This is a genomic window from Candidatus Zixiibacteriota bacterium (assembly GCA_029860345.1).
Lineage (GTDB): Bacteria > Zixibacteria > MSB-5A5 > GN15 > FEB-12 > JAJRTA01.
Genome location: JAOUBJ010000001.1, coordinates 311,256 through 335,648 on the forward strand (window position 1 = coordinate 311,256; position 24,393 = coordinate 335,648).

Annotated in this window: 14 protein-coding genes and 1 riboswitch; of the genes, 7 read left to right on the top strand and 7 right to left on the bottom strand. The window is 55.2% G+C overall.

Translation table 11 applies throughout. The annotated features are described in order from the left end of the window. Positions 1 to 108 precede the first annotated feature (108 nt). From OEV49_00975 to OEV49_00990, 4 genes are read right to left on the bottom strand one after another with little or no spacing between them, the layout of a single operon-like run. Entirely contained in the window at positions 109 to 3,888 is a 3,780-nt protein-coding gene (locus OEV49_00975) for an efflux RND transporter permease subunit (GenBank protein ID MDH3889628.1), read from the bottom strand. Between the two features lie 6 nt (positions 3,889 to 3,894). Beyond that, complete coding sequence (locus OEV49_00980; GenBank protein MDH3889629.1) at positions 3,895 to 5,808, bottom strand: efflux RND transporter periplasmic adaptor subunit; 1,914 nt, start codon at positions 5,806 to 5,808, stop codon at positions 3,895 to 3,897. 27 nt (positions 5,809 to 5,835) lie between these two features. Then, complete coding sequence (locus tag OEV49_00985; protein MDH3889630.1) at positions 5,836 to 6,363, bottom strand: hypothetical protein; 528 nt, start codon at positions 6,361 to 6,363, stop codon at positions 5,836 to 5,838. Positions 6,364 to 6,394: 31 nt separating this feature from the next. After that, a complete protein-coding gene (locus OEV49_00990) occupies positions 6,395 to 7,786 on the bottom strand; it encodes a TolC family protein (protein MDH3889631.1) in 1,392 nt (463 codons plus the stop codon). 317 nt (positions 7,787 to 8,103) lie between these two features. Here OEV49_00990 and OEV49_00995 point away from each other — a divergent pair, with 317 nt between their 5' ends. The 3 genes from OEV49_00995 (at position 8,104) to OEV49_01005 (ending at position 12,919) form a co-directional block, all read left to right on the top strand. Next, positions 8,104 to 9,156 carry an ATP-binding protein gene (locus OEV49_00995; protein MDH3889632.1) on the top strand — a complete coding sequence of 351 codons (1,053 nt, stop codon included), beginning with the start codon at positions 8,104 to 8,106 and terminating at the stop codon, positions 9,154 to 9,156. Continuing rightward, complete coding sequence (locus OEV49_01000; GenBank protein MDH3889633.1) at positions 9,153 to 10,550, top strand: sigma-54 dependent transcriptional regulator; 1,398 nt, start codon at positions 9,153 to 9,155, stop codon at positions 10,548 to 10,550. The genes OEV49_00995 and OEV49_01000 overlap by 4 nt, the downstream gene beginning before the upstream one ends. A gap of 278 nt (positions 10,551 to 10,828) precedes the next feature. After that, positions 10,829 to 12,919, top strand: a complete 2,091-nt coding sequence (locus tag OEV49_01005) for a TonB-dependent receptor (protein MDH3889634.1) — start codon at positions 10,829 to 10,831, stop codon at positions 12,917 to 12,919. Between the two features lie 502 nt (positions 12,920 to 13,421). Here OEV49_01005 and OEV49_01010 read toward each other — a convergent pair. The 3 genes from OEV49_01010 to OEV49_01020 form a co-directional block, all read right to left on the bottom strand. Beyond that, positions 13,422 to 13,916, bottom strand: coding sequence for a hypothetical protein (locus tag OEV49_01010; protein MDH3889635.1), 495 nt, complete (start codon positions 13,914 to 13,916; stop codon positions 13,422 to 13,424). A gap of 396 nt (positions 13,917 to 14,312) precedes the next feature. Next, a complete protein-coding gene (gene murQ, locus OEV49_01015; protein ID MDH3889636.1) occupies positions 14,313 to 15,224 on the bottom strand; it encodes an N-acetylmuramic acid 6-phosphate etherase in 912 nt (303 codons plus the stop codon). Between the two features lie 370 nt (positions 15,225 to 15,594). Then, on the bottom strand, positions 15,595 to 16,380 hold the full coding sequence (locus tag OEV49_01020; GenBank protein ID MDH3889637.1) for a hypothetical protein: 786 nt from the start codon (positions 16,378 to 16,380) through the stop codon (positions 15,595 to 15,597). Positions 16,381 to 17,073: 693 nt separating this feature from the next. On the opposite strand from OEV49_01020, the gene OEV49_01025 reads away from it, so the two are divergent. From OEV49_01025 to OEV49_01040, 4 genes are all read left to right on the top strand, one after another. Next, positions 17,074 to 18,270 carry a metallophosphoesterase gene (locus OEV49_01025; GenBank protein MDH3889638.1) on the top strand — a complete coding sequence of 399 codons (1,197 nt, stop codon included), beginning with the start codon at positions 17,074 to 17,076 and terminating at the stop codon, positions 18,268 to 18,270. 226 nt (positions 18,271 to 18,496) lie between these two features. Then, positions 18,497 to 19,060: an SWIB/MDM2 domain-containing protein gene (locus OEV49_01030; GenBank protein MDH3889639.1), complete on the top strand. Its 564-nt coding sequence runs from the start codon at positions 18,497 to 18,499 to the stop codon at positions 19,058 to 19,060. A gap of 803 nt (positions 19,061 to 19,863) precedes the next feature. After that, on the top strand, positions 19,864 to 21,261 hold the full coding sequence (asnS, locus tag OEV49_01035) for an asparagine--tRNA ligase (GenBank protein ID MDH3889640.1): 1,398 nt from the start codon (positions 19,864 to 19,866) through the stop codon (positions 21,259 to 21,261). Positions 21,262 to 21,701: 440 nt separating this feature from the next. After that, a riboswitch (TPP riboswitch) is annotated at positions 21,702 to 21,797 on the top strand. An 89-nt stretch (positions 21,798 to 21,886) separates the two neighbouring features. Beyond that, positions 21,887 to 24,349 (top strand): TonB-dependent receptor, encoded by a 2,463-nt coding sequence (locus tag OEV49_01040; protein MDH3889641.1) that lies wholly within the window; start codon positions 21,887 to 21,889, stop codon positions 24,347 to 24,349. Positions 24,350 to 24,393 lie beyond the last annotated feature (44 nt).

Genomic DNA, 24,393 nt, shown 5'->3' on the forward strand with positions numbered 1-24,393 from the left:
CCATGTTTGCAACGACCGAGGATGGAACCCGAAGTTGGGACGACCTGAAGGGGCCGCGTTTTATCGGGAGATCAGGGATGGCCGACCGCTGAGAACGTTACGAGCCTTCTAAGACGACTGCCGCTTGACCCGAAACTCGGCCATCGTGCAGTACAAGACCGGCACCAGGAAAACCGTGACCAGCACAACAGTCATACCGCCGAACGACGGGATGGCCATGGGCACCATGATATCGGCCCCCTTGCCGGTCGAGGTAAGCACCGGGATAAGGGCCAGTATGGTCGTGCCGGCCGTCATCAGAGCGGGACGGATACGTCGCTTGCCGGCTATGATGGTCGCTTCTCGAATGTCATGTACATTGTCCGGACGACGCTTGTCGAACACCTGCTCCAGGTAGGTCGATATTATCACGCCGTCGTCGGTAGCAATTCCAAACAAGGCCAGGAAGCCCACCCAAACTGCGACTGACAGGTTGTATGAACGCACCTGGAAGACCTCGCGGAGATCCACTCCGAACAGCGAGATGTCCATGAACCAACCCTGACCATAGAGCCACAACATCAGGAATCCACCCGACCAGGCCACGAAGATACCTGAAAACACCAAAAGTGTGGTGGGTACTTTCTTGAACTGAAAATACAGAATCAGAAAGATCAGCATCAGGGCCAGCGGCAGCACCACCATGAGCTTCTTCTCCGAACGAATCTGGTTTTCATAGCTGCCGGCAAAAACGAAACTGACTCCGGCCGGGATTTCCAATTCACCGGAAGTGATCTTGCCGTCAAGATACTCACGAGCCGCTTCGACCACATCTACTTCGCCATAACCCGGCTTTTTGTCGAAGATGACATAGCCGACGAGAAATGTATCTTCGGACTTGATGACCATCGGTCCGCGCCGGAAAGTGATTTGCGCCAATTCTCTCAGTGGGATTTGTGTGCCGTCCGGCGCACCTATCAGGATCTGTTCGAGCGATTCAATACTGTTTCGCAACTCACGCTGATATCGCACGCGCACCGCGTAGCGTTCGCGACCCTCGACCGTCGTCGTCAGACGTTTGCCGCCGACCGCCACTTCGATAATGTTCTGCACCCGCTGAATGTGAATCCCGTAGCGTGCGATAGCCTCGCGGTCGATCTCAATCTCAAGGTACGGCTTACCCACGATACGATCGGCAACAACGGCGTCAGGTTCGACCGACGGCACCTCTTTGAGCAATCGCTCGATGTCGTAGCCGACCTTTTCGATTGTTTCCAAATCGGGTCCTTTGACCTTGACACCCATGGGCGCCCGCATGCCGGATTGCAGCATCACGATTCTCGCTGCGATAGGTTGCAGCTTGGGTGCATTGGTGGTCCCCGGTAGCCGGGCCGCTCTGGTCAGCTCTTTCCAGATGTCATCCGGCGAAGTGATATGGTCGCGCCATTGACGGTATGGGCGTCCTTCCGGGTCCGGGATCGGTTCACCGAGATCATCAAGAACAAAGGCCTCGGTCTGGTGGTCGTACTTGAAGGTGATCACTCGCCCATCCTGATCAAGGCGATACTCCGGTTTGTAGTTGATAACCGTTTCGACCATCGAGATCGGCGCCGGGTCCAAAGGAGATTCGACCCGTCCAATCTTGCCCACCACCGATTCGACCTCGGGAATATTGGCGAACGCCTTGTCCTGATGTTGCAGGACATCCATCGCTTCCCCAATCGAGGCGTGGGGCATGGTGGTCGGCATGAAGAGGAAGGAACCTTCGTCAAGGTCCGGCATGAACTCCTTGCCCAGCCCGGGGAACATGTGGTTGACACTGGTATAAACCGACGTTGAGCGGACAAAGTCCGGCATGAATCCGAACAAACGGTCAAATCCAAGCCAGATCGACAAACCCAGGAACACAAGCAGCGTTGGCAGGGCCAAAAACAACAGCTTGTTATCAAGACACCATCTCAGGATCGGTTCATAGAAGTGTTGCAGCAGCCACAACAGAAAGAGAATACCGCCAAGCAATACGACTACGAACAGATAGTTGGTCACGCTGCCGGCTTCCAGGCCCAGCGGCATCCAATGACCGGCCAGTACACCGGCTACGATGAGGACGATCACGTAGTTGATCCAATGGGGTAGTCGTTCACGAAGCCGCTCTGGGATTTTCGTTCTGAATTGAAAGTAGGCGGTTGCTACCAACAGAGCCAAAGCCGACAGATACATCGACCAGACCAATGCCGTAACACCCGCGATCAAGAGAATCAATGGTAACAACCTGGTCAGCCATCCCCACCGACGGCGTTTGAACAACAGGTGCGCCAGAGGTGGAATAATCGTCAAGGCAACCACAACCGAAGCCAACAAAGCAAACGTCTTTGTGTAAGCCAGCGGTTTGAACAGTTTACCTTCGGCAGCTTCCATGGTGAAGACCGGCAAGAAGGATACCACCGTGGTGGCGATAGCCGTAAGCACGGCGCCGCCGACTTCCGACGCACCCTGGAAGATAACATCCCGCGAGCGAGCACCCGGTGGGGCGGCGTCGAGATGCTTGAGGACATTCTCGGTCACAACTACCCCCATGTCGACAATCGTCCCAATGGCAATGGCTATCCCCGACAGCGCTACGATGTTGGCGTCGATCTTGAACAGTTTCATGGCGATGAAGACCATCAGCACGGTCAGCGGCAGCATGCCTGAAATCAAGAGCGAGCTGCGCAGGTGCATGACCATTATTATGACGACTATGATAGTCACCAGAATCTCGTCCACCAGGGCGGTGTTGAGTGTCCCCAGGGTCTCGTAGATCAAGCCGGAGCGATCATAGAACGGCACGATCTTAATCTGCGAGACGGTGCCGTCCTCAAGAGTCTTCTTGGGCAGTCCCGGGGATATTTCCAGAATCTTCTTTTTTACATTCTTGATCGCAGCCAGCGGGTTCTCACCATAGCGCACGACCACCACACCGCCGACCGCCTCGGCGCCGCCTTTGTCCAGGGCGCCGCGTCGCATGGCCGGACCCAGTGACACGTTGGCTACATCTTTGATGCGTACCGGCCTTGATGATACTTGTTTGATGACCGAGTTTTCGATGTCGTCCAGGTCCTCAATGAAGCCTATCCCGCGCACCACGTATTCGACCGCGTTGATCTCAATCGTCCGGGCGCCGACATCGACGTTGGACATCTTGACGGCGCTGAACAGTTCGGTCAGGGTCACGCCGTGCGCTCGCAAAGCATCGGGATTGACGTCGATCTGGTATTCCTGCACGAAACCGCCGACCGATGCAACCTCGGCCACCCCATCGGCCGCCTGCAAAGCGTACCGCACCGTCCAGTCCTGAATGGACCGAAGTTCGTGCAGGTCCCAGCCGCCGGTGGGACGGCCCTTTTGGTCGCGACCTTCGAGGGTGTACCAAAAGACTTGCCCCAGCGCCGTAGCATCGGGACCAATGGTGGCCTGTACACCGGGTGGCAGGGTACCGGGCGGGAGTGAGTTCAGTTTTTCCAACAGACGCGACCGCGACCAATAGAACTCGACATCCTCTTTGAAAATCACATAGACAGACGAGAAGCCGAAGAAGGAATAGCTGCGGATTGTTTTGACACCGGGGATACCAAGCAACGAAACGGTCAGTGGATAAGTGATCTGGTCTTCGATGTCCTGCGGCGAACGACCCATCCAAGGTGTAAAGACAATCTGCTGGTTTTCGCCGATGTCGGGGATGGCATCGACCGGCACCGGGTTGCGGGGCAAGCCGCCAATCTCCCAGTCGAACGGCGCCGAAAGGAGGCCCCATCCGATGAAGGCCAGGGCCACCATGATAACAACCAGCTTGTTGTCCAGACAATAGGCAATGACTTTGTCAAGGACGGATCGCGCGGGTAGCGTGGGTTGCTGGGAGGACTGGTTCATGTCGACTTAGTTTCCTGCGTCGGTCGAAGCCATGCGGTCCTGGATTTCACCACAACGAAGCATCATGTCGCCGAAGTATGGGTTGTTGATGATGCTGTCGGTTTGCAGCCAGTGCGCCCCTTTGTTGTCGAAGGCCATGGGGCAGAAAGCCAGATAGTATGTTCTGTCACCGGCATGACCAAAACGTTTATGCAGATCGATCATGCCATAAGACACTTTTTCAAACGATGTTCGCAGGGTTTCGATGTCCTGCCCACCGGCGGCGGCCATGGCCGGACGAAAGACATTGGACGAATGTTCCGCCCACGGCATTCCGGCCGCCCCTTTGAACAGTGTTGCATCGACTGCGTCCAGGGCATCGATAAGTCCTGACACGGCCGTCACTGCGGCCTCCAAATCATCGGCGGCCAAGGCCTCCTGGAAACGGAAGTAGGCATCGTAGGAGGGTGTGAGAGCGCTGACCGCCTCGTGCGAGAGATCAAGCGGCTCGTCGTCGGCTTCGTCTGCGACTGCCGCCAGGCGGCTGCCGACATCGGAAGGATCGGGTTCATTGGTGCTATCATCAGGCGACATCATGCTCGGTTTGGCACGTATCTGTAGTTCTGCATCGATCTTAAAAGCACCGTTGACCACCACTCGTTCACCCTCAGAGAGTCCATCTTTGACGATGTAATAGTCACCGGCTCGCGGTCCCAATAGGACGATGCGACCTTCGAACAAGCGGTCGTCATCCTGCGGCAATTCGACGTAAACAACGGCCCGCTTACCGGTAACCAGCGGCGCCGTGGCCGGGATCAACAACGGCGCTGTGGCTGAGGCAACCCCGTCGGCAGTGGTCACTCGGCCGGCTGAGTCAAGCATGGACCGGACGACAGACTGGGTAAACATGTCCGGTTTGAGCCGTCCGCGACTGTTGTCGACTTCGGCCCGGATGCGCGCTGTGCGCGCCTTGCTGTCGATAATGGGGTCGATAAAAGTAATGACGGCTTCAAACTGCTCACCCGGGAACGAGCGCGCGGTAAACGTAACAGTTTGACCGACGGTCAGCCATTGTAGATCGGTCTCGTAGGCGTCGAGAATCAGCCAGAGTTTTGACAGGTCGACAATTGTGAAAAGCTGCGTCCCCGGCTTGACGTACATTCCCTCCAGCGCATCTTTCCTGATCACGATTCCTGAGGCCGGTGAGTAGACCGTAATGTGATCCACAGGCACATCGGACGATTCGATTTGTTCGATCTGATCGGCCCCCAGTCCATATAACCTGAGTTTCTCGCGGGCCGCTTTCAACGTCGCCTTGGCTGTGGACCGCGTGAGTTCGCCGGTCGACTCTTTTGCCACCACTCGGGCGGCCTGGATCAACTCCTCCTGGGCCGAGAGCAGCGCCGGTGAGTACAGTGACACCATGGGCTCACCCTGTTTGACTTCGGCGCCGGTATAATCGATGTGTAACTTGTCCAGACGTCCGGCCACCCAAGCGGTGATGTATGACATGCGTGTTTCGTCATAGGCCAGCCGCCCGTACATGCGGACCTCTGTTTCGGCAAAGGCGCGCTTGACCGGTTCCGTTCGTATCCGCGCCAGTAGGGCGGCGTTGTCGGTCAGGCGCAACTGATTAGGCTCCACCGTGCCCTGGTCGCCGGTCTCGACGGGAATCAGATCCATGAAACAGATAGGGCACTTACCCTGCTTGGGCAGTTGTATCTGCGGATGCATGGAACAAGTCCAAACAGACGGCTGCTCTTCGGCATGATCGTGGGAAGCTTGGCCCGAGGCGCCGGTGGTGGCGGAATCATCGCTTGAGGATATCATCCACCCGACCACGAAGGCGGCTGCAATTATGGCAAGAAAAGCCACCAGCCCCGGTCCGCCGCGCGGGATGAACCCGAACCATCGGTTGCTCTGACTTTGCGAGTCGGTCATAGATTCACCAACTTCGTCACTCAACTCTTAGTGTCCACCGCCGTGACCGTGGCCGGAGTGATCGTGGTCCTTGTCGTGGTCGTGATCGTGTTTCCCTTCTTCGGCTTCGGACTTCTCGGCCGGTTTGTCCAGAGCAGCCAGGAATTTCTTGGGGTCCTTTTCAAACATCGGAATGCAACCCTCGCAGCAAAGATACACGCGGCGACCTTCATAATCTGTGTACGCTTTGCCTTTTTTCAACTCTTCGCCGGAGACCGGGCATTTGGTCTGGATGTTCTCAAAGAGAACGCCTTCGGCCGCCGCCTTCTTGAAATACTTGTCGGGGTCCTTCTTTAGGGGCGAACCACATCCGGCACAGCAATGGTAGACTCGCTGTCCCTGGATGTCGGTATAGACGGTGGAATCGATCTTGCCGCCCATCACAGGACAATGGGTTTGGTTTTTCAGCGTGACTTCTTTCGCTTTTTCGACAGGCGTAGCTTCTTCGCCGGCCATCGCTACCGATACCATCAGCAGCAGGGCCATCATGGTTGCAAAAAAGATGCGTGTGAACATTTTGGTTCTCCTTCGTTGCGGGTACTTATAGTTAATCATTTGATTCGTATCCCATTAGCATCATCAGTTGGGCCTCCTTGACGGCCGCTGTTACCAATGCTTTGTCTTTGGCAAGTTGGAATCTAAGCAACTGGCGCTGCGCCTGCAAGAGAGTAAGAAAATCACTCTCCCCTGCCTGGTAGGCGGTGAAGGTGGCTTTGAGCAGTTGTTCGGTCCGCGGAATTAGTTGGTCGGAGTATAGCGCCAGTTGCCTGCGGCCGTCGCGGTACTCATGCATGATCCTACTGACCAACACGGCCAGGCGGTCGGCAGCGTCCTCTCGATGGTACTGGGCCGCACGGTAGCGAGCCTGCGCCTCTTTCTTTTTTGATTCGTTCTGCCCAAACCAGAGCGGAAGGTTGACTGATGCGCTGAGCATCCAGGGGTCCTTACCGCTTTCTTCCATCATCGGATTATCGGCCTCGCCGGTCACAAGGTAGGTCAGGCCGAGGTTGAAATCGGGGTAGCTTGTTTTAGAGGCCAGGCGTTTTCCGGCTTGTTCTTTTTCGATCAAGTGTTGCAGCGCCTTCAGGTCGGGATTGTTGGCCAGCATCTGTGCAGTCACGCTGTCTTCATCGAACGATCTTAACGAAAGCAACGGTCGACCGGGCCAGGGAAGTTCGACATATTCAGACAAGTTCAGTTCGGCCATGAGGACGGCGGCGGTTGTTCTTTTTTTGTCCGACAGTCCGGCCAGGCGATCCTCAAGGAGTCCCAATTCGACCTGCGCCTTGATCAGATCGGGATGCTTTTGTAGGCCCACAGTATAGCGAGCTCGCACGACCGACTCCCAAAACCTGAGCAGTTCCACGTTTTCCCGGGTTAACTCAGTCTGGCGACCGAGAAGGTAGAATTGATGGTATGCTTTCTTCACCCGGTAGATCACGCTTAACCGCTCAGCCTGAAAACGGCTGTAAGCCGAGTGAGCAGCCTGGAGGGCCATATCGTTTTTGGCGTCAAGTTTGCCCGGCCATTTAAGACCCTGCGACAGGCTGAGCCGCTGCTCTTGTGGTCCTACGCGAGTTTCGACATTCTCGACAAAGTAAGCCCACGAGAACTTCGGGTCGGCCCAGGCACCGGCGTAACCCAACTTTTCGACGGCGGCCTTGAACTTGTAAAAGGCGGCTCGCAGACTGTTGTTGTTCAGTTGGGCGATCAGTAGGTATTTGTCGAGGTCAGCCGGGGCACCCGGTTCGAGAGTCGCCCCGTCTTTTCCCTGATAGCCCAGCTCCAGTTGGCGGACCATGGCATTCAGGTCATCCCGCTGGGAGGCATCCACGCTGGTGAGTCCTGTGGCCCCAAGAGTCATCAAAAGGGTCAGCAGACCGGCCATGCTCAGTTGGCGGCGTCTAGAACTCGTAATATGTCGAATGGCAGTTTTCATGTTCTTCACTATCTTACACCTGGTGTATAGTCAAGTTTCGTGCCAGGTCGATCTTATCTCAATAAGTGTTAATTGGACAACATGTTAGTCAGACGGGGGCAAATCCGCAAATAAAATAACCAATAATATTGTTGAATTATTGAGAATATTGTTTGATTCAAGTTGAGAATATTATTGATTAGTGGAGAATTAGAACGTATAAGGTAAGCATGACTGGTGATAAGCTACGGCACCACAAGCGTTAAGCTTCTCCATCGGGGAGCTTGCAGAAAAGGGCACGGTTCCTGCTATGGGGTTAGGTCGGTATGAGCATGACAGTGACAACTGATAACAAGGTCAAGATTGTGTCGGTGGCCGGGCTGATCGGCCTGACCGTCGGCATTCACTACGGATGGCTGCTGGAGCCTCTGTTTGGCGAGTCGCATTGGATACATGCCATCCACGGCCGATTCTGCTACATCCCAATCGTGGTCGCGGCTACTTTTTTTGGAATGCGCGGTGGGCTTTGGGCGGCGGCGGCCATTAGCGCACTGGTAATGCCGTTTGTTCTTTCCGGTGAACATACCGACCACAACTTAGCCGGCGAGATTGTAGAAATCCTGTTCTATTTCGCCATCGCCATCCTTACCGGCGCCTTGACCGACCGTGAACGGATTTCACGTCGCCGCCACGAGCAGGCACAACTGCAACTGGAGAGGTCACACAAACTCTCCATGGTGGGACGAATGGCCGCCGGTGTGGCCCACGAAATCAAAAACCCGCTGGCTTCGATAAAGGGGGGCGTGGAGATTATTTGCTCGGACAGCACCGGCAACGATGAACGTCAGGAATTCCGAGATATCGTGGGCAGCGAAATCAAGCGAATCGACGGCACCGTCCAGGAGTTTTTGGATTTTGCCCGACCGCGAGAAAGCCAGCCGGAGGAAATTGATTTGTCGGAGGTGGTTGCCGCCGGTGTCAGACAGATTGAGAGTCAGGCATCGAGCGCTGGTGTCACTGTCGCACATATATCGGGCAGTGGAGTCGTCGTTTCTGCCGACCGTGAGAAGATCCATCAGGTGCTGCTCAACCTTTTGCTCAACGCCATTGATGCTTCCGTCAAAGGTGGAAAGATCAATGTTAACGTATCCGCCGTCAACGACAGCGCGGCCACCATGACCGTGCGGGATTTTGGACAAGGGGTAAACTCAGCCGACTCAGAACGGATTTTCGAACCGTTCTACACCAGCAAAACCAAAGGCTCGGGGCTCGGGCTGGCTATCGTGAAGTCGATCGTTGAGAGTCATCAGGGCACGGTCGAGTTGGGAACGGTTTCGGGACCGGGTGCGCTTTTTCGAGTTACCCTGCCGCTGAGCAAGGTGAACCGATGAGTATACGGATTCTGTTGGCCGATGACGACGCGGCTTTGTTGCGGGTAATCCAATACAAACTGAAGCAGCGGCAATTCGATGTCACCGCTGTGGCCGATGGTGCCTTGGCCCTGAAAGCGCTGAACGGTGGGCGCTACGACCTGTTGTTGTCCGACATGCGTATGCCCAAACTGAGCGGGATCGAATTGCTTGAACGGGCGAAACAGATTCAGCCCGACCTGGAAGTCATTCTGATCACGGCCTTCGCGACTATATCGCAGGCTGTCGAGGCGGTCAAGCTGGGCGCCTTTGACTATCTGACCAAACCGTTTGAGGACGAACAGTTGTTCGTGGCCATCGACAAGGCGCTGAAATTTCGTGATCTGCAAGATGAAAACAGGTATCTCAAAGGTCAGCTATCCGGTCGCGACTATCTGGACGGCATCGTGGGCGTATCACCGCAGTATCGCAAGATGATGTCCCTTGTTGAGAAGATTGCGCCAACCGATGCAACGGTGTTGCTGACCGGTCCTTCCGGCACCGGCAAAGAAGTGATTGCGCGGGCTATTCATCACCGCAGCCGCCGCGGTCAGAACGATTTTATCGCCGTCAACTGCGCCGCCATTCCCAGGGAGTTGATCGAATCGGAACTGTTCGGTCATGTCAAAGGTGCTTTCACCGGCGCTATCAAAGACAAGCGCGGGAAGTTCGAGCTGGCTGAGGGCGGAAGCCTGTTACTGGATGAAATCGGCGACCTCTCTACCGATCTGCAAGCCAAGTTGCTCCGAGTTATACAAGAGCGGGTAGTCGAGCCGTTGGGGTCTGAGTCCAGGCGAGAAATCGATGTGCGTCTGATGGCGGCCACCAATGTCGACATGAGGAAACAAGTGGCTTCGGGGAAGTTTCGCGAGGATCTGTTCTACCGCCTCAATGTCATACCGATCCATGTCCCGCCGCTGACCGAACGGCGTGAAGACATTCCCATCCTGGTCCGGGAGTTTCTTAGCCGTTTTGCCGCCGGAAGTGAGATTCGGGTGGCCGATGATCTCATGAGAACTCTCGTAGAACATTCCTGGCCGGGAAATATCCGCGAACTTGAAAACCTGACGGAACGAATGGTAATCCTGCGCCGGTCAGATGAACTAACGTTGGCTGATCTACCGGCCGAGTTCGATAAACTGCTCACCGCGGAATCCCCGGCGACCGATCCATCGACCAGTGAGAGTCTTACCTTTCATGAGGCTGAGAAAAAACTGATTCTGGGGGCTCTGGCAAAATCGGCCGGTAACAAGTCTCTGGCGGCCAAAAACCTCAACATTCCACGGCATGTACTTGTTTATCGAATGAAGAAGTACGGTCTGTTCTACGACAGCGATCAGCAGTCGTCTCGCTCTTCCGGCGCATCTGAATCGTAGGTCAGGACCACAGCGGTGCTGACTTGTCGTGCGATGTTAGGTCCGTAAAGGACCTGACCTGCAAAATTGCTCAATTCGTCGTGTGGCATGTGGTATGAGATTGCCGCGCTCCCTCCGGTCGCTCGCAATGACGTAAAACCGGACATTTCTATCTTGCTAAAAACCGGACATTTCTATTTTGCCTTGACCCCCACTAGTGGGTGGCTTGACAGTGAACACCATTGTCCTATATTACCTGACACCAAACGTGCAGACGAACTCAAACGGAGAGCCTCAAGATGCAACACCGCCCGGGCGCCAAAGTACTCCTAACTGTCATTCTAACTATATCGCTCGTCAAAATCTCTGCCTCGACAAACGGAGCGCCTGTCGAACCGGTCGACTCTTTAAGCCTCTTCGCTCAGCCCATCGAGGTGGAGGGGATGGTGATACGAGCCAATCGCATCCCGCTAACGGAACTGAGAATCCCGGCCGCTGCGACAGTTGTTCATCTTGATGATTCTCAACCGACGGCTATGGGCACTACCGGTGACCTCATGGCCCGACTGCCCGGTCTTAGAGCCTACCCAAGCGGCAATCGTTGGGGCCGGGCCAATGTCGATGTCCGCGGCTTTGCCGGCGGTGGCCAGGCGCAGTACCTGAAAGTTACCTACGACGGCATTCCGATCAATCGGGTCGCCTCCGGGCTGGTGAACTGGGCGGCGCTCGATCCGGCCGACCTGGATCGTGTCGAGGCAATCAACGGACCGGTTTCGGCGCAGTACGGCGATTTCGGTTTCGGCGGTCTGCTGGCGCTGACGAGTAGTTGGTTGCCGGATGATCGACGGGCAAAGGTGACGGCGAGCTATGGTTCATTCGATGCGGTCGCTATTCATGGGCAAGCGACTCATAGGTTTGAAGAAGGCCGGGCGCATCTGACTCTGTCGCAGAAACAAAGTGACGGTTGGCGTCGACACAGTCGGATTCGCGCCGAGAAAGTGGGTGTCAAGGTGCAACACAGTCTCGGCCACCGTGGCCGACTCAGCGCGCTGTTCAACTGGGCGCACACCGACGAAAAAGTGCCGGGCGCTGTTACTCAGGAACAACTCGACACAGACCGCACCGATGCCGCTCGGGACTGGGCGGGGACGATCCTGCCGGACCAATCAGACTCAAAAGATATACTGGCCGGACTGGCCGCCGACTTCTCGCTCGGTACTGATCATGAACTGAAGTCCCAGGTGTACTTGACTTCGTCAAGCGGCGATAGAACTGTTACCATAATCCGATCGGTTGACTCCGAACCTGAGTTGCTGACAGTGGGCGCAGATATTTCTCTGGGCATGCAGAAGCAACTGGGCGACCGATCGGTGCACCTGGTTTACGGAACCACCTTTGAATATGGACGGCTCAACAGCAGATGGACCGAGCATCTGGGGACGACCACGCCGGGTGAGGTTATCAGTTCCGGAACAGGCAAGCGAAGCGAGGTGGCTGGCTATGCGCATTGTGTCTTCCACCCGACCGCCGGGTTTCAGGTCTCGCTCGGCTTACGGGTCGACTACATCAAAACGGAATTCAAGGCCGACCCCGGTTTGGTCCAGAGGGCAAACGACACGGAAACGAATGAGCACACGGCTTTTTCGCCAAAGGTTGCAGTGGGTTTTGAAATCGCTCCGACCGTCACGACCTATGCCTCCGTCTCCGGCGCATTCAAGTCACCGACATTGCTGCACCTGTATGACTCCCCACCTTTCGCGGTGCCTCCTCAAGTTGGCGGCCCCTGGATATTGATTTCCAACCGACAACTCAAGCCTCAGGAAGGTACGTGCTATGAAGCAGGGATCAAGTGGATCAATAACGACACTCGACTGACGGCCGGCTACTATTTCTATGACATCACCAACGAAATCGATTTTGATCTGGCCAAAATAAGTTATGATAACATCGGTAAGTCTCGTCATCAGGGTATCGAACTGAGTTACTCACAGCAACTGAGTTCGATACTGTCGGTTCATGGGTCGGTTGCTACTAATCTGGCCAGATTCAAAGGAGGCGACAACGACGGTAACCAGATCAACGGCGTACCGACCAGGCAGTACAGTTTCGGTTTCAAGGTGGAGCCCGTCTCCGCCGGATATGTCTCTCTTCGTACCGTAGGTCAGAACCTGCAATACCTCGACGAAGCCAACGAGCACGAACTGGATGATTATGTCACGATTACTCTAAGCGCCGGGTATCAATACCGAGCGCTAAATATCGGGGTGACTGTCGACAATCTCTTCGATCGTGAATACAGCCACGATGGATACGTCGACCTGTTCGGTTACAATCGTTTCTACCCGGCCGCTACGCGCTCGGTAATGGTGACCGTGTCTGGAACGTTGTGATTTACGGGATCGGCGAACACGAGGCCCGCCGCTACGCCGAGAAATAAGATGGTAGATGGTAGGGCAGCCACAAGTGGCTTCCACTTGCCGCCCACGTTCCGTACAGGGGCCGATGGTAGGGCGGGTCCGTCCTCGCCTGCGCGCCGCGGCGTGAACCCGCCATCTCGGTTCCCCTGAGTCATTCTTCGACTCCGCTCAACATGACACGGTTATGCCGTGGGTATCACGGTCAAGCCGTGGGTATCACGGTCAAGCCGTGGGTGTCACGGTCAAGCCGTGGGTATCACGGTCAAGCCGTGGGTGTCACGATCAAGCCGTGGGTGTCACGGTCAAGCCGTGGGTGTCACGGTCAAGCCGTGGGTGTCACGGTCAAGCCGTGTTTCTCGCGCTACGCGCACCGCTGGTCTCACCCTGAGCGCCCCTAACCTCACCCTGAGCGCCCCTAACCTCACCCTGAGCGAAGTCGAAGGGTGGAGTATCAGTAGCTCAAGTGATTTAATAGTCAGTCCGGGCTAACCGGGTCGGGCTGGTCGGGGCCGAGATTGGCCGCATCGATGTCGGCCTTCACAAAATTCTCAGCCGGCACCGGACTACCATGCAGACGCCTGAGCAAGGCCAACTGCCCGGCGTGAGTCATGGCATCGGAGAATGGCCCCTGAAGGATTCGTTCCGGTGTCGTGCCTTCGAGCGGTGTCCCGTTATCCAAATGCTGCCCCAGACTTTCCAACAACTCATGGAACCTGAGAACTTCCTCCCGAAAAGTAGGCAGTCTCTCCGGACGCCACCGCCCACTCTCGAAAAAAGTCCGTGCGTAACCTAACACACCGGTCATGTGACGGATTAATTCGTGCGCTGTTCGAACGCCCGGCGCCGCCTGGTAATCGGCAAATGAGTCGGGCGCGCCGCGTAGCGCTTTTTGCGTTCGATAGGCCAGTGCGGCCAGAAAGTGGCGCAGGAGTCTTCGTGTTACCGGATCGTTCTTAGCGGCAGCGTTCAAGATTGTCTCCTCAGTGTTTTGTCAAAGTCTGCATCTTCCGTTGTAGAACCCACCCCTCGACTGCGCTCGGGGTGACAGAATTTCGCACGTGGTGTCGGGCGACCCCGCCCGACAGATGCCTTCTGACCCACAGGCCGTCAGGCGAGTCGCCTGACAGCACCGCCACATCCACAACCCACCTGTAGCTTCGCATCAGATGGGGTCGGAGTATTGTGTCATGCTTCGACTCCGCTCAACATGACACGGTTATGCCGTTTTTCTCGGTTGCGTGCTCCGCTGGGTCCACCCAACTCTTGTTGGCCGGGTCTGTCTTCGCCTGCGTGCCGTGGCGTGAACCCGCCATGGATTCCCGCCTTCGCGGGACTGACAATAGTCAACAGGCCGTCTGCACAACGCTCACCTGCATCGACCAACAAACCCGTCAGCGGTCTCCAGTTTCTCAAGCGCTTCCTCTTTACTACACTCGAATTGATGCATGACAATGGCGACTTTGACCGAACCATCAGCTCGCTCCAACAGTTCATGGGCCACAGTCAAATCAAGTTCCAGAAGATCCATCAGGATTTTGCGTGAGCGTGCGGCCAGTTTCTCCGAACGCGCCTGGAGATCAACCATCAGGTTGCCGTAGGTCTTGCCGGTCAGCACCATAGCGGTGGTCGAAATCATGTTAAGGACCATCTTCTGCGCCGTGCCGGATTTCATCCGAGTCGATCCGGCGATCACTTCGGGACCGACCGGCAAGCTGATTACAACGTCGATATGTTCAGGCACGTCCAGATTGTCGTTGCAGACCACGAATACCGTCCCGGCACCCAGCGAGGCCGCATACTGAAGCCCGGCCTGAGTGTAAGGGGTGCGCACCGAAGCAGCCAGGCCGATCACGAGATCATGTTGGGCCAGATTGTGCCGTTTCAGATCAATAACGGCTGCCTCTCGATCATCTTCGATTCCTTCTTTGGAAAGTACCATGGTAGCATAACCGCCCGCAATAACGCCCACGATCCGGTCCGGATCGCTTCCGAAAGTCGGTGGACATTCCGCCGCATCAAGCACGCCCAACCGACCGGAGGTGCCGGCGCCAAGATAAAAGACTCGTCCGTCCCGACGCAGCGATTGGGCGTATAGCTCAGCCGCCTGAGCAATCTGCGGCAGAGCGTTTTCGACTACCGCAGCGACTTTTTTGTCCTCAACGTTTATCTTCCGGGCTACCTCAAGAGAAGGCAAGCGGTCGATATCGACTGTGTCCGGATTGATCTGTTCGGTATCGAGACGGCGCAGTTGTTCAATGAGTTTGTCGTAGTCAGCCATAAGGCCAAGCTATTCGGGCCGCTGGGTTGGCGCAACCTAAAAGGTCGTGAGAACAATAAGAACCATCTGTCGCATCGCTACAGGTGGGGTACTTTATCGTTCATGCTTCGACTTGGCTCAGCATGAGGTGATAAATCGCTTTCTTGTTTGTGCCCGAGTGATCTTCAGATCGCCGGAGCACAAGAGTGTGAAGTAGCAAGGCGCTTAGGGCGAGAAAGCGATTTATCGCCGCGAAGCGCAAGAGACCCATTTATGGGCGGCTTGACCGTGACACCCACGGCTTGACCGTGACACCCACGGCTTGACCGTGTCGCCCCTCGAGTGCGCTCGGGGTGACAGAGTGTTTACGGGATGATGGTGTTGGGAGCGCCTATTGCATGGTCACGTACACCGAGTCTCGACCGGCAACAACGATTGTGCCAAACCGACCTGAGATAGGTGTCTGATCGATGTTGTCCGTCCGGTCTCCCGGCAGAGGTACCGGCAGCGGATCATCCGACAGGGCGCTGTCGGGGGCGCCTGTATAACTGTAGGCAAAAACGTAGTACCAACCAGTGTCCAGGGCGACACCGTTTGACCAGCGGAAGGCGCTAATTGGAATCGTCCCTTCCGAACTGCCGACCCATTCGCTGTACCCGGCGCCGGTGTAGGCCAGGTGTCTGGGTACAGCAGCCATGACGTAGGCGCCCGATCCGGCCGATTCGGTCCAGTCGAGTGTCACTACGTCGCCGCCCGGATTGAGCCGGTTCGGTGGGTCTGAGACCGTTACGCTGAAGGTGTCGGCGATGTCTATTAAGACGGTGTCCATAAACTCCGGCAGGTCGGCCAGTACGAGTCGGTGGCTTCCTTCTGGGAAAGTACCCGACGGTTCCACATTCAATCGATAAGTATCGGTGGTGGAATCGAAGCTGAGAGTCTCATCGCCAATCCAGACCAGCCCTGAGTCAAACAAGGTGTCGTTGCGAGAGACAGATATCTCGGCCCGAGTAGCCATCCGATTCCAGTCTTCGATGAGAACGCCCCGAATCTGGTATTCGGCTTCACCCTGGGCGCCCCCGGTACCGGATTTACCATCACATCCCAGCGTGGCGATAATGGCCGCCATGGCTAATGTCGCCGGTACCAGGAAATCTCTTTTGATCCAAATTGCTGTCATCTTAGAGTATAATCGACATTTAGCGGCCAATAATCCACTCAAAATGTTAGACAGTTTGCTGGTACTTTCCCATCCAGGCCGGTTGCCGACCCGTAATCCTGTCTCCTGGCTCTCCGGATGGTGGAATTGGGCAGAGAACAAGGGCGGTCTCAGGGGAGAATTTAGGTCAAAAAAGTGGCAAAAACTTGTGGTTTTTTCCCGTTTTGGAACTATATTACGCACAAGTTGTTTGGAACATAGGTCAAACGTGACCATAAAGGCCCAGGCGGCCGGATCACAGAGCACATGATCTGACAACAGTGTCGCCTGTTTTACGTCCCCGTGCCGTTCCCCTCCCCCGGCGCGGGGCGTCTTTTTGTGTCAGATTTCGTTCCGGGTTGCCGCACTCCTGCCTTAGGCCTTGTTGAAAGAGCCCCTCTTCCATGTTGCGGTGGGTCCTGTCCGCCGCGGCGGACGCCAGCGGATTCGTGTGACCCGCCGCCGCTGTCATGTATGGAGTTAGGTGTCGGGTCACAATCACGCCTTTGGCGCGCTCAGGACCCGACACAACCAAAACGGGGTTTGTCAATAAGCCCCTTAGCCTGACTTTTGCGATATCATATATAGCGTCATTTTCATTACCAACTTGGCGGTGTTTGCGTATAATTGTCAATGCAACTTGGTGACGTAACGAGATGATGAGAGCCTTACCCGATGCGTGAATTCTTTCCCCTGATTTTCTCGCTGATCGCCATCGGTGTGATCGGATTGATTGAGATTCTGCTTTTGGCGCTGGCCAACCGACCCTGGTGGAGTCGCCCCTGGGTGCGACGAGTTTCGTGGGGGTTGCCATTGTTCGGCATTCTGATGGTTCTGGTCTGGGGGCTCGGTCAGTACTACGCTGTGACCTGGCTGAGGTCGCCCGCGGCCGTTCTGGCCGTTTTGTCCTTTGTACTGGAAGTTGCGTTGATGTTATCGCTGCCGGTATCGGGAGTCATCCATCTGGCTCATTGGGTGGTCGATCGAGTGGTTCGTCGCCGCCGCCTGAACGACCCCAAAAGAGTCGATAACAATCGTCGGGCATTGTTGCGCGTAGCCGCGGCCGGATTGCCGGTGGCCGCCGTCAGCATGGGTCTGGCCGGCGTCACCCATGCCTTCAGCGACATCAGAGTTTATCTAAAACCGATCAAAATCGATCCCCTGCCACCCGCCCTAGAAGGACTGCGCATCCTGCACATCAGCGACAGTCATCTGTCGCACTATATAACTTTGGATGCTATCGAAGACGTGCTAACTCGAGCCGAGTCCCTGGCCCCCGACCTCGTAGCTATTTCAGGTGACATTGCCGACGATCTCTCTATGTTAGGCGGCGCCCTGAACATGATTACCGAACTGCGCGCCCCGCTTGGTGTTTACGCCTGTTTGGGCAATCACGAATATTACCGAGGTCTGCACAAGGTAAAGCAGATTTTCGGACGCACGACGGTGCCTCTTCTGGTCAATCAATCGGTCCGGCTGGATGTCAACGGTACCAAGTTGCGAGTAGCCGGGATTGAGGACCCCCGCTTCGTGGGCGGCGGGGATCGTGCTTTTTTCAAGAACGCTATAGACAGTATGCTCGAAGATACAGACCCAGCCGACTTCACCATACTTCTTAGCCACCGTCCATCGGCTCTGGATTATGCATCCGAAGTCAATCTTGATTTGATCCTGGCCGGCCACACGCACGGTGGACAGATCGGCGGCTTACAACGATCACTGTTTGAAGTGGTCAGTCCCGACAGCTACCTGTGGGGGCACTACCAAAAAGAGCAAAGTCATTTGTACACATCCAGCGGCGTCGGCCACTGGTTCCCATTCCGTCTGGGCTGCCCGGCTGAAGCGCCGGTCATCGAACTCTCATCGAAATAGTTGATCCAACCGCCAATTTCCCCTATGAAAACGACTCGCGCTGAGGCCTGTTTTTTTTTGCCCGACAGTGATCTTTTTTCTTGCAAAAAAACATTGAAAACTCGAATTTTAACGCTGGAAGCTAAGGATGGATGAACCACAAAGGTATCTTGTTTAGATTTGTCCATGATTGTTTGGATGTAAAGTGAGTCGAGTAACCATAACCTGAACGTTAAAGGAGCAACCAATGGCAGTAAAGAAAAAGGTTGTGAAGAAGACTGCCAAGAAGGCAACCACCAAGAAGAGGACGCCGGCCAAGAAGGCAGCGCCCAAGAAGAAAGCTGCGAAAAAGGCACCGGCCAAAAAAGCCGCCGCCAAGAAGACAGTGAAGAAGAAGGCTACGACGAGAAAGAGTACCGCCAAGAAGACTACGGCGCGTAAGACTACTCGCAAGGCCACGACACGGAAAACGGCCGCCAAAAGAGCTCCGGCCAAAAAGGCAGCCGCCACCAAGAAAGCTGCCCCCAAGAAGAAGGCGCCAGCCAAGGCCAAAACCAAACGCAAACCAAACCCGGCTTTCATGCGGCCGATGAATCTCTCGGATGCTCTCGGCGCCGTGATCGGCAAGAAGCCGATTCCGCGCACCGAAGTGACCAAGAAACTGTGGCAGTACATCAAGAAGAACGACCTTCAGGATCCTGTCAACCGGCGCATGATCAATGCCGACGAAAAACTGAAGAAGGTTTTCGGCGGTAAGAAGAAGGTTAATATGTTTGAGATGACCAAGCTGGTCTCCAAACATATGGAATAGCATCTCGAGTATACAACTTTGCGTGTACAAGGCCGGAGATATCTCCGGCCTCTTTTTTGTGCGGTGTTTTCGTTATAACTTCACAACTGCAAGAAGTTCATACTTCGACTCCGCTCAGTATGAGGTTACTGTAGGTTCGCGGTGAATCCGATGGATGCTCACCCTGAGCGGAGTCGAAGGGTGAATCTATCGTGCAGATACCTGCTCCAAACAAAGAGGCTGTGTCGCAATCGTGTGTTCCACCGGTTCCTGCGTTCGCCGAAGGCGAGCGTGTGAACCGGTGGTTCTTGAGGTTGCTCTCTCACAACACGATGCCGAGAATCGCAGGGTCACAACCACGCCTGGGGCGTGGTCAGGACCCTGCGAAACCCTATTACGACACAGCCTGAAGGTTTGGGACGGCCACGCCAGATCGTGTTTCTCGCGCTACGCGCGCGCAACCTTTGGCAATGTTTGAGTCATGTCACAAGACGCGAAGCACAAAGAAGCGATTTATCACCGCGAAGGGCGCAAGACCCATTCATGGGTGCCAAAAAAACCGGCCCCGAGGGGGGGCCGGATTCATAGGAGGAATAGGTTGGGAAATCTATATTCAAGAGAGTTTCGACGCGCCTGCTGCGCTCTTTTTTTGTCTCTCAGTTCATTATACGTGGACACTCCATTTAAGTTTCCAAAAACCGATAATCTCAGTTTGTGATCAACCGGACCCCGGTTTTATGGTGCTTGCGCAGGGCTGCATTTATGAGTATTATTGCCGACTTAGTCAGGAACAAATTGGCCACGCCCTTGACGGGAGACAAAGAATGGATTACAAAGTTCGAACCAAGATCGCCAGAATATTGGTAGACGACAAACTACCGGTCGACAGCGAGGTGACAATACTCGGTTTCGTGCGGACGGCTCGGATCGGTAAGGGGGTCGCTTTTGTCGAGGTCAACGACGGCTCCTGCATGGGTAATCTTCAGGGCGTGGTGGCCAATCCGGAGCAGTTTCCTATACTTGAGAAGATTCTCACCGGCGCTTCGGTTCGGATGAAGGGGAAGCTGGTCGTGTCGCAGGGAAAAGGGCAGAAATACGAAGTGGCCGTGGATTCCATCGACCTGATCGGTGAAGCCGACTCTACATATCCCCTTCAGAAAAAGCGGCACTCAATGGAGTTCCTGCGCGAGATCGCCCACCTGCGAGGGCGCACCAACACGTTCGGTGCGGTCAACCGGATTCGTTCGAAGATATCGTATGCCATCCATACCTACTTTCAGGAACGCGGATTCTACTACGTGCATACGCCGATAATCTCAGCCTCCGATTGCGAAGGGGCCGGTGATCTGTTCAGCGTTACCACTCTTGATCCGCAGAAGCTCCCGATGAAAGACGGGAAGATCAACTGGGACGAGGACTTTTTCGCCCAACAGGTCTTCCTGACCGTGTCCGGGCAGTTTGAAGCGGAAGTGGCCGCGCTGGCCTTCGGTGATGTTTACAATTTCGGTCCTACCTTTCGCGCCGAGAACTCCAACACGGCCCGTCATGCTTCTGAGTTCTGGATGATCGAGCCGGAGATGGCCTGGGCGGAGTTGGAAGACAACATGGATTTGGCCGAGGACTTCCTCAAGTGGTTGTTTGCTTATGCCCTCGAAAAGTGCACCGATGAAATGGACTTCTTCGGCAAGTGGATCGACAAAGAAGCTCGTCAGACTCTGGAGGGTGTGGTCAATTCGAAGTTCGAGCGCATCACCTACACCGAGGCCCAGGACATTCTGGCCAAGAGCGGCGAGTCGTTCGAGTTCCCGATTGGTTGGGGCAAGGATATGCAGACCGAGCATGAGCGCTACTTGACCGAGAAAAAGTTTGGTTGTCCGGTAATCGTGACCGATTATCCGGCCGTGATCAAGTCGTTTTACATGCGGGCCAACGACGACGGCAAGACGGTCCGTGGTATGGACGTGCTGGTGCCCAGGGTGGGTGAGATCATCGGCGGGAGTCAGCGTGAAGAGCGTTACGACGTACTTCAAGATCAGATCAAGCAGCACGGGATCGAAAACTTCGAGGATTACCAATGGTATCTCGACCTGCGCAAGTATGGTTCGGTGCCGCACTCCGGTTTCGGGCTTGGTTTTGACCGTGCTATTATGTACATCACCGGCATGGCCAACATCCGCGACGTGCAGCCTTTCCCCCGTGTCCCCCGCTGGGCGAAGTTTTGATCGAGTAAGGAATGTCGAAACCCGCCTCCGGCGGCCATAAATGGCATTTATGCCCTTCGGACCAGGGGTTTCGACCTACTTCCGAAGATCAAAGGGCACAAACCGGAGGTGGCGGGTTCGAAGACGGACCCGCCCTACGAAGAATGAGATTGCCGCGGCCCGCAAAGTGTGCCTCGCAATGACCTCACAATGACGTGAACCGGAGTTTTTTGGGTTTCCCCACCGCCCCAAGCGAAGATGGATTCCCGCCTACGCGGGAATGACAGAGGGGCGCGGGAATGACACCGATGAATCGGTTTCTTGCGCTTCGCGCACCGTTAACCTCACCCTGAGCGGAGTCGAAGGGTGCCACCCACACGATATCCCACAGCAAGCCGGTGGGCCACCCACCAAAAAAACGTTGCGGATAGTGTCTGAGAGCCGTAGTATTCCTCGGAAGAAAGATCCGTTGGGGGTGGCGTAAAAAACCGCCTGAGATTATACCCCCACGACCTGATCCGGGTAATACCGGCGTAGGCAAACGGAGATGTGCGAAGCATCCCCCGTCCCGCCCTTGGCGAGACACCCTATCGATTCAGGACGGAATCTTGCAGCAACTATAAACGTTCAATGCGAGGTTACTGTCATGAAGTGTATCACAGCACTGTTTATTTTCACTCTGTCATTCTCATTGCCGAGCCAGGCCTTCGACCTGAGCGGAAAGGTAGTGGATGACAATGGCGATCCGATTATCGGTGTCTCGGTGGTGACCGATGTCACCGGAGTCGGCACCGCCACTGATGAGCAAGGCGCCTTTACTTTGCCACAAGACGTATCCATGACCAGGATAACGTTTTCCGCGGTAGGCTACCGCTCCCGACAATTCCATCCGGGCAGCCTGCCTGAAAAAGTACAGCTTGAGCCTGTCTACATTCGCGGCGAGGATATCCAGGTTACGGCCGACCGAGCCAAGGTCGGAGTGACACCGATTGCGTTCGATAACTTATCGTCCGAAGATATCGAGCGCGACTACACTGTGGGTGAGTTTCCATTGTTGCTGGCCTCGACGCCCAATCTTCACGCCTTTTCGGATGGCGGGACGCCCCTCGGATATAGTTATATGAAGATACGCGGATTCGATGACAAGCGTATTTCGACCTACATCAACGGCGTGCCGTTGAACGACCCGGAAGATCAAGCCACCTACTTTGTCGACCTGCCCGACTTCGCGGCCAACGTCACAGACATCCAGGTGCAGCGCGGTGTGGGTAATTCGCTCTACGGCGATGCTAGTTTCGGCGGTTCGGTGAACATCGTTACTTCCGGTTTCAATCGGGAGCGTAAAACGACTTTGTCGTTCGGTTATGGTGAATACACTTCCGACGGTGGATCGGTCAGTGACATTTATAAACAATCGCTTGAGTACTCTTCCGGGCTGATCGACGGCCGCTGGTCTTTTGCCGGTCGTTTTTCCAAACAGAAAACGGGCGGGTACCGGTACAATAGTTGGTACCGCGGATGGAGCTACTATTTTTCGGTGGCCCGGCTCGACCGGAATTCGTGGACCGAACTTTTTGCCTACGGCGGACCGATGAAGATGCATCTTGCATACTCCGGAGCGTCGCGCGAGGTGCTTGATGCCGATCGCCGAGCGAATCCCTATCACACATACTCTAACGAAACCGACAATTTCAATCAACCGCACTATCATCTGCATAATATCTACCGATTGGGCGACCGCGCTACGTTGTCCAATACTCTGTACTATATTCGCGGGCGGGGTTTCTACGAACAGTTCAAGCAGGATCGCTGGTATCCCGAGTACAACCTCGATGCGTCCATGACCGGCGGTGAGCAGGAGGGTGATCTGGTACGACAGCAGTGGGTCGAGAAGAACCAGTACGGCTGGAATCCACGGTTGGATATCGATCATGATCGTGGTCGTCACTCGATGGGAGGATCGTTATACTATTTCGAATCCGACCATTGGGGACAGGTAGTCTGGGCACAACACATCACCGGCTCTTTTGATCCTCAACATCGCTATTACCAGTATAACGGCAAGAAAGTGGTGGGTTCGGTTTGGCTCCAGGAAAACTACGAGTTGACAGAGCAACTTTCGGTGTTGACAACGGCACAAATCAGGTATCAACGGTATAGCTTCGATCAGGCCATAATGGGGGCATTCAGAGGCTATGACTACACGGTTGACTGGCTGTTTTTCTCACCCCGGATCGGCTTCAACTACGACTTTGAAAACGGCTGGTCAATGTTCAGCACTTTTGCGATTTCATCGCGCACACCGACCGACGCCGCCATCTATGACGCCAATGATCCGTCAATTATGCCGTCGCTGGAGATCGAATCGGTTTCGTTGACCGCTTCGGGAGACAGCGTTTTTCAATTCGGCGATCCCACCGCGGCCAATGAACGAGTGTACGATTTTGAGCTTGGTGGAGAGTACCGACAACCCGGATACGCTCTCGGCATCAACGGATTCTGGATGAGATTCAACGACGAGATCATTCCCAACGGCGGTATTAACGATAACACCGGGCTACCGATCACAGTCAATGCCGACCATTCGGTACACGCCGGAGTTGAACTTACTGCGGCGGTGAAACCGCGAGAAGAATTCAAGCTCGACGGAAACTTTTCGTACAACTACAACCGGATCAGGAATCATCGTGAACACCTTGGGTGGGTAACGCTCAATCATAACGGCCGGACGATTCCCGGATTCCCGGAGTATCTGGGCAACTTCATAGTTGATTACAACGCCGACCCCTTTCGGGCAACCATGCGGACGCACTTTGTAGGCAAACAGTTTATGGAGTTGAACAATCTGGATGACCTGGCCATAGACCCGTACTGGACGGCTTCGGTTTCGCTGGCCTATACGGCGAAGAATCTGCTCGGGCTCGGCACCGTAACCGTTCAGGCAAGGATCGACAATTTGTTCGACAGACAGTACGAAACATCCGGATACGGAGACAGCTATGTCACCGGAGTCGAACCTAATGGCGACTTGGTTGCGTCAGGTTGGGCTGAGTACTTTGTTGGTCCGGAGCGTTCGATCTACGGGCAGGTCAAGGTCGACTTGTTCTGACAGGCAAGCCTGTTTCTCGCGCTTCGCTCGCCGGGTTCGGAAAT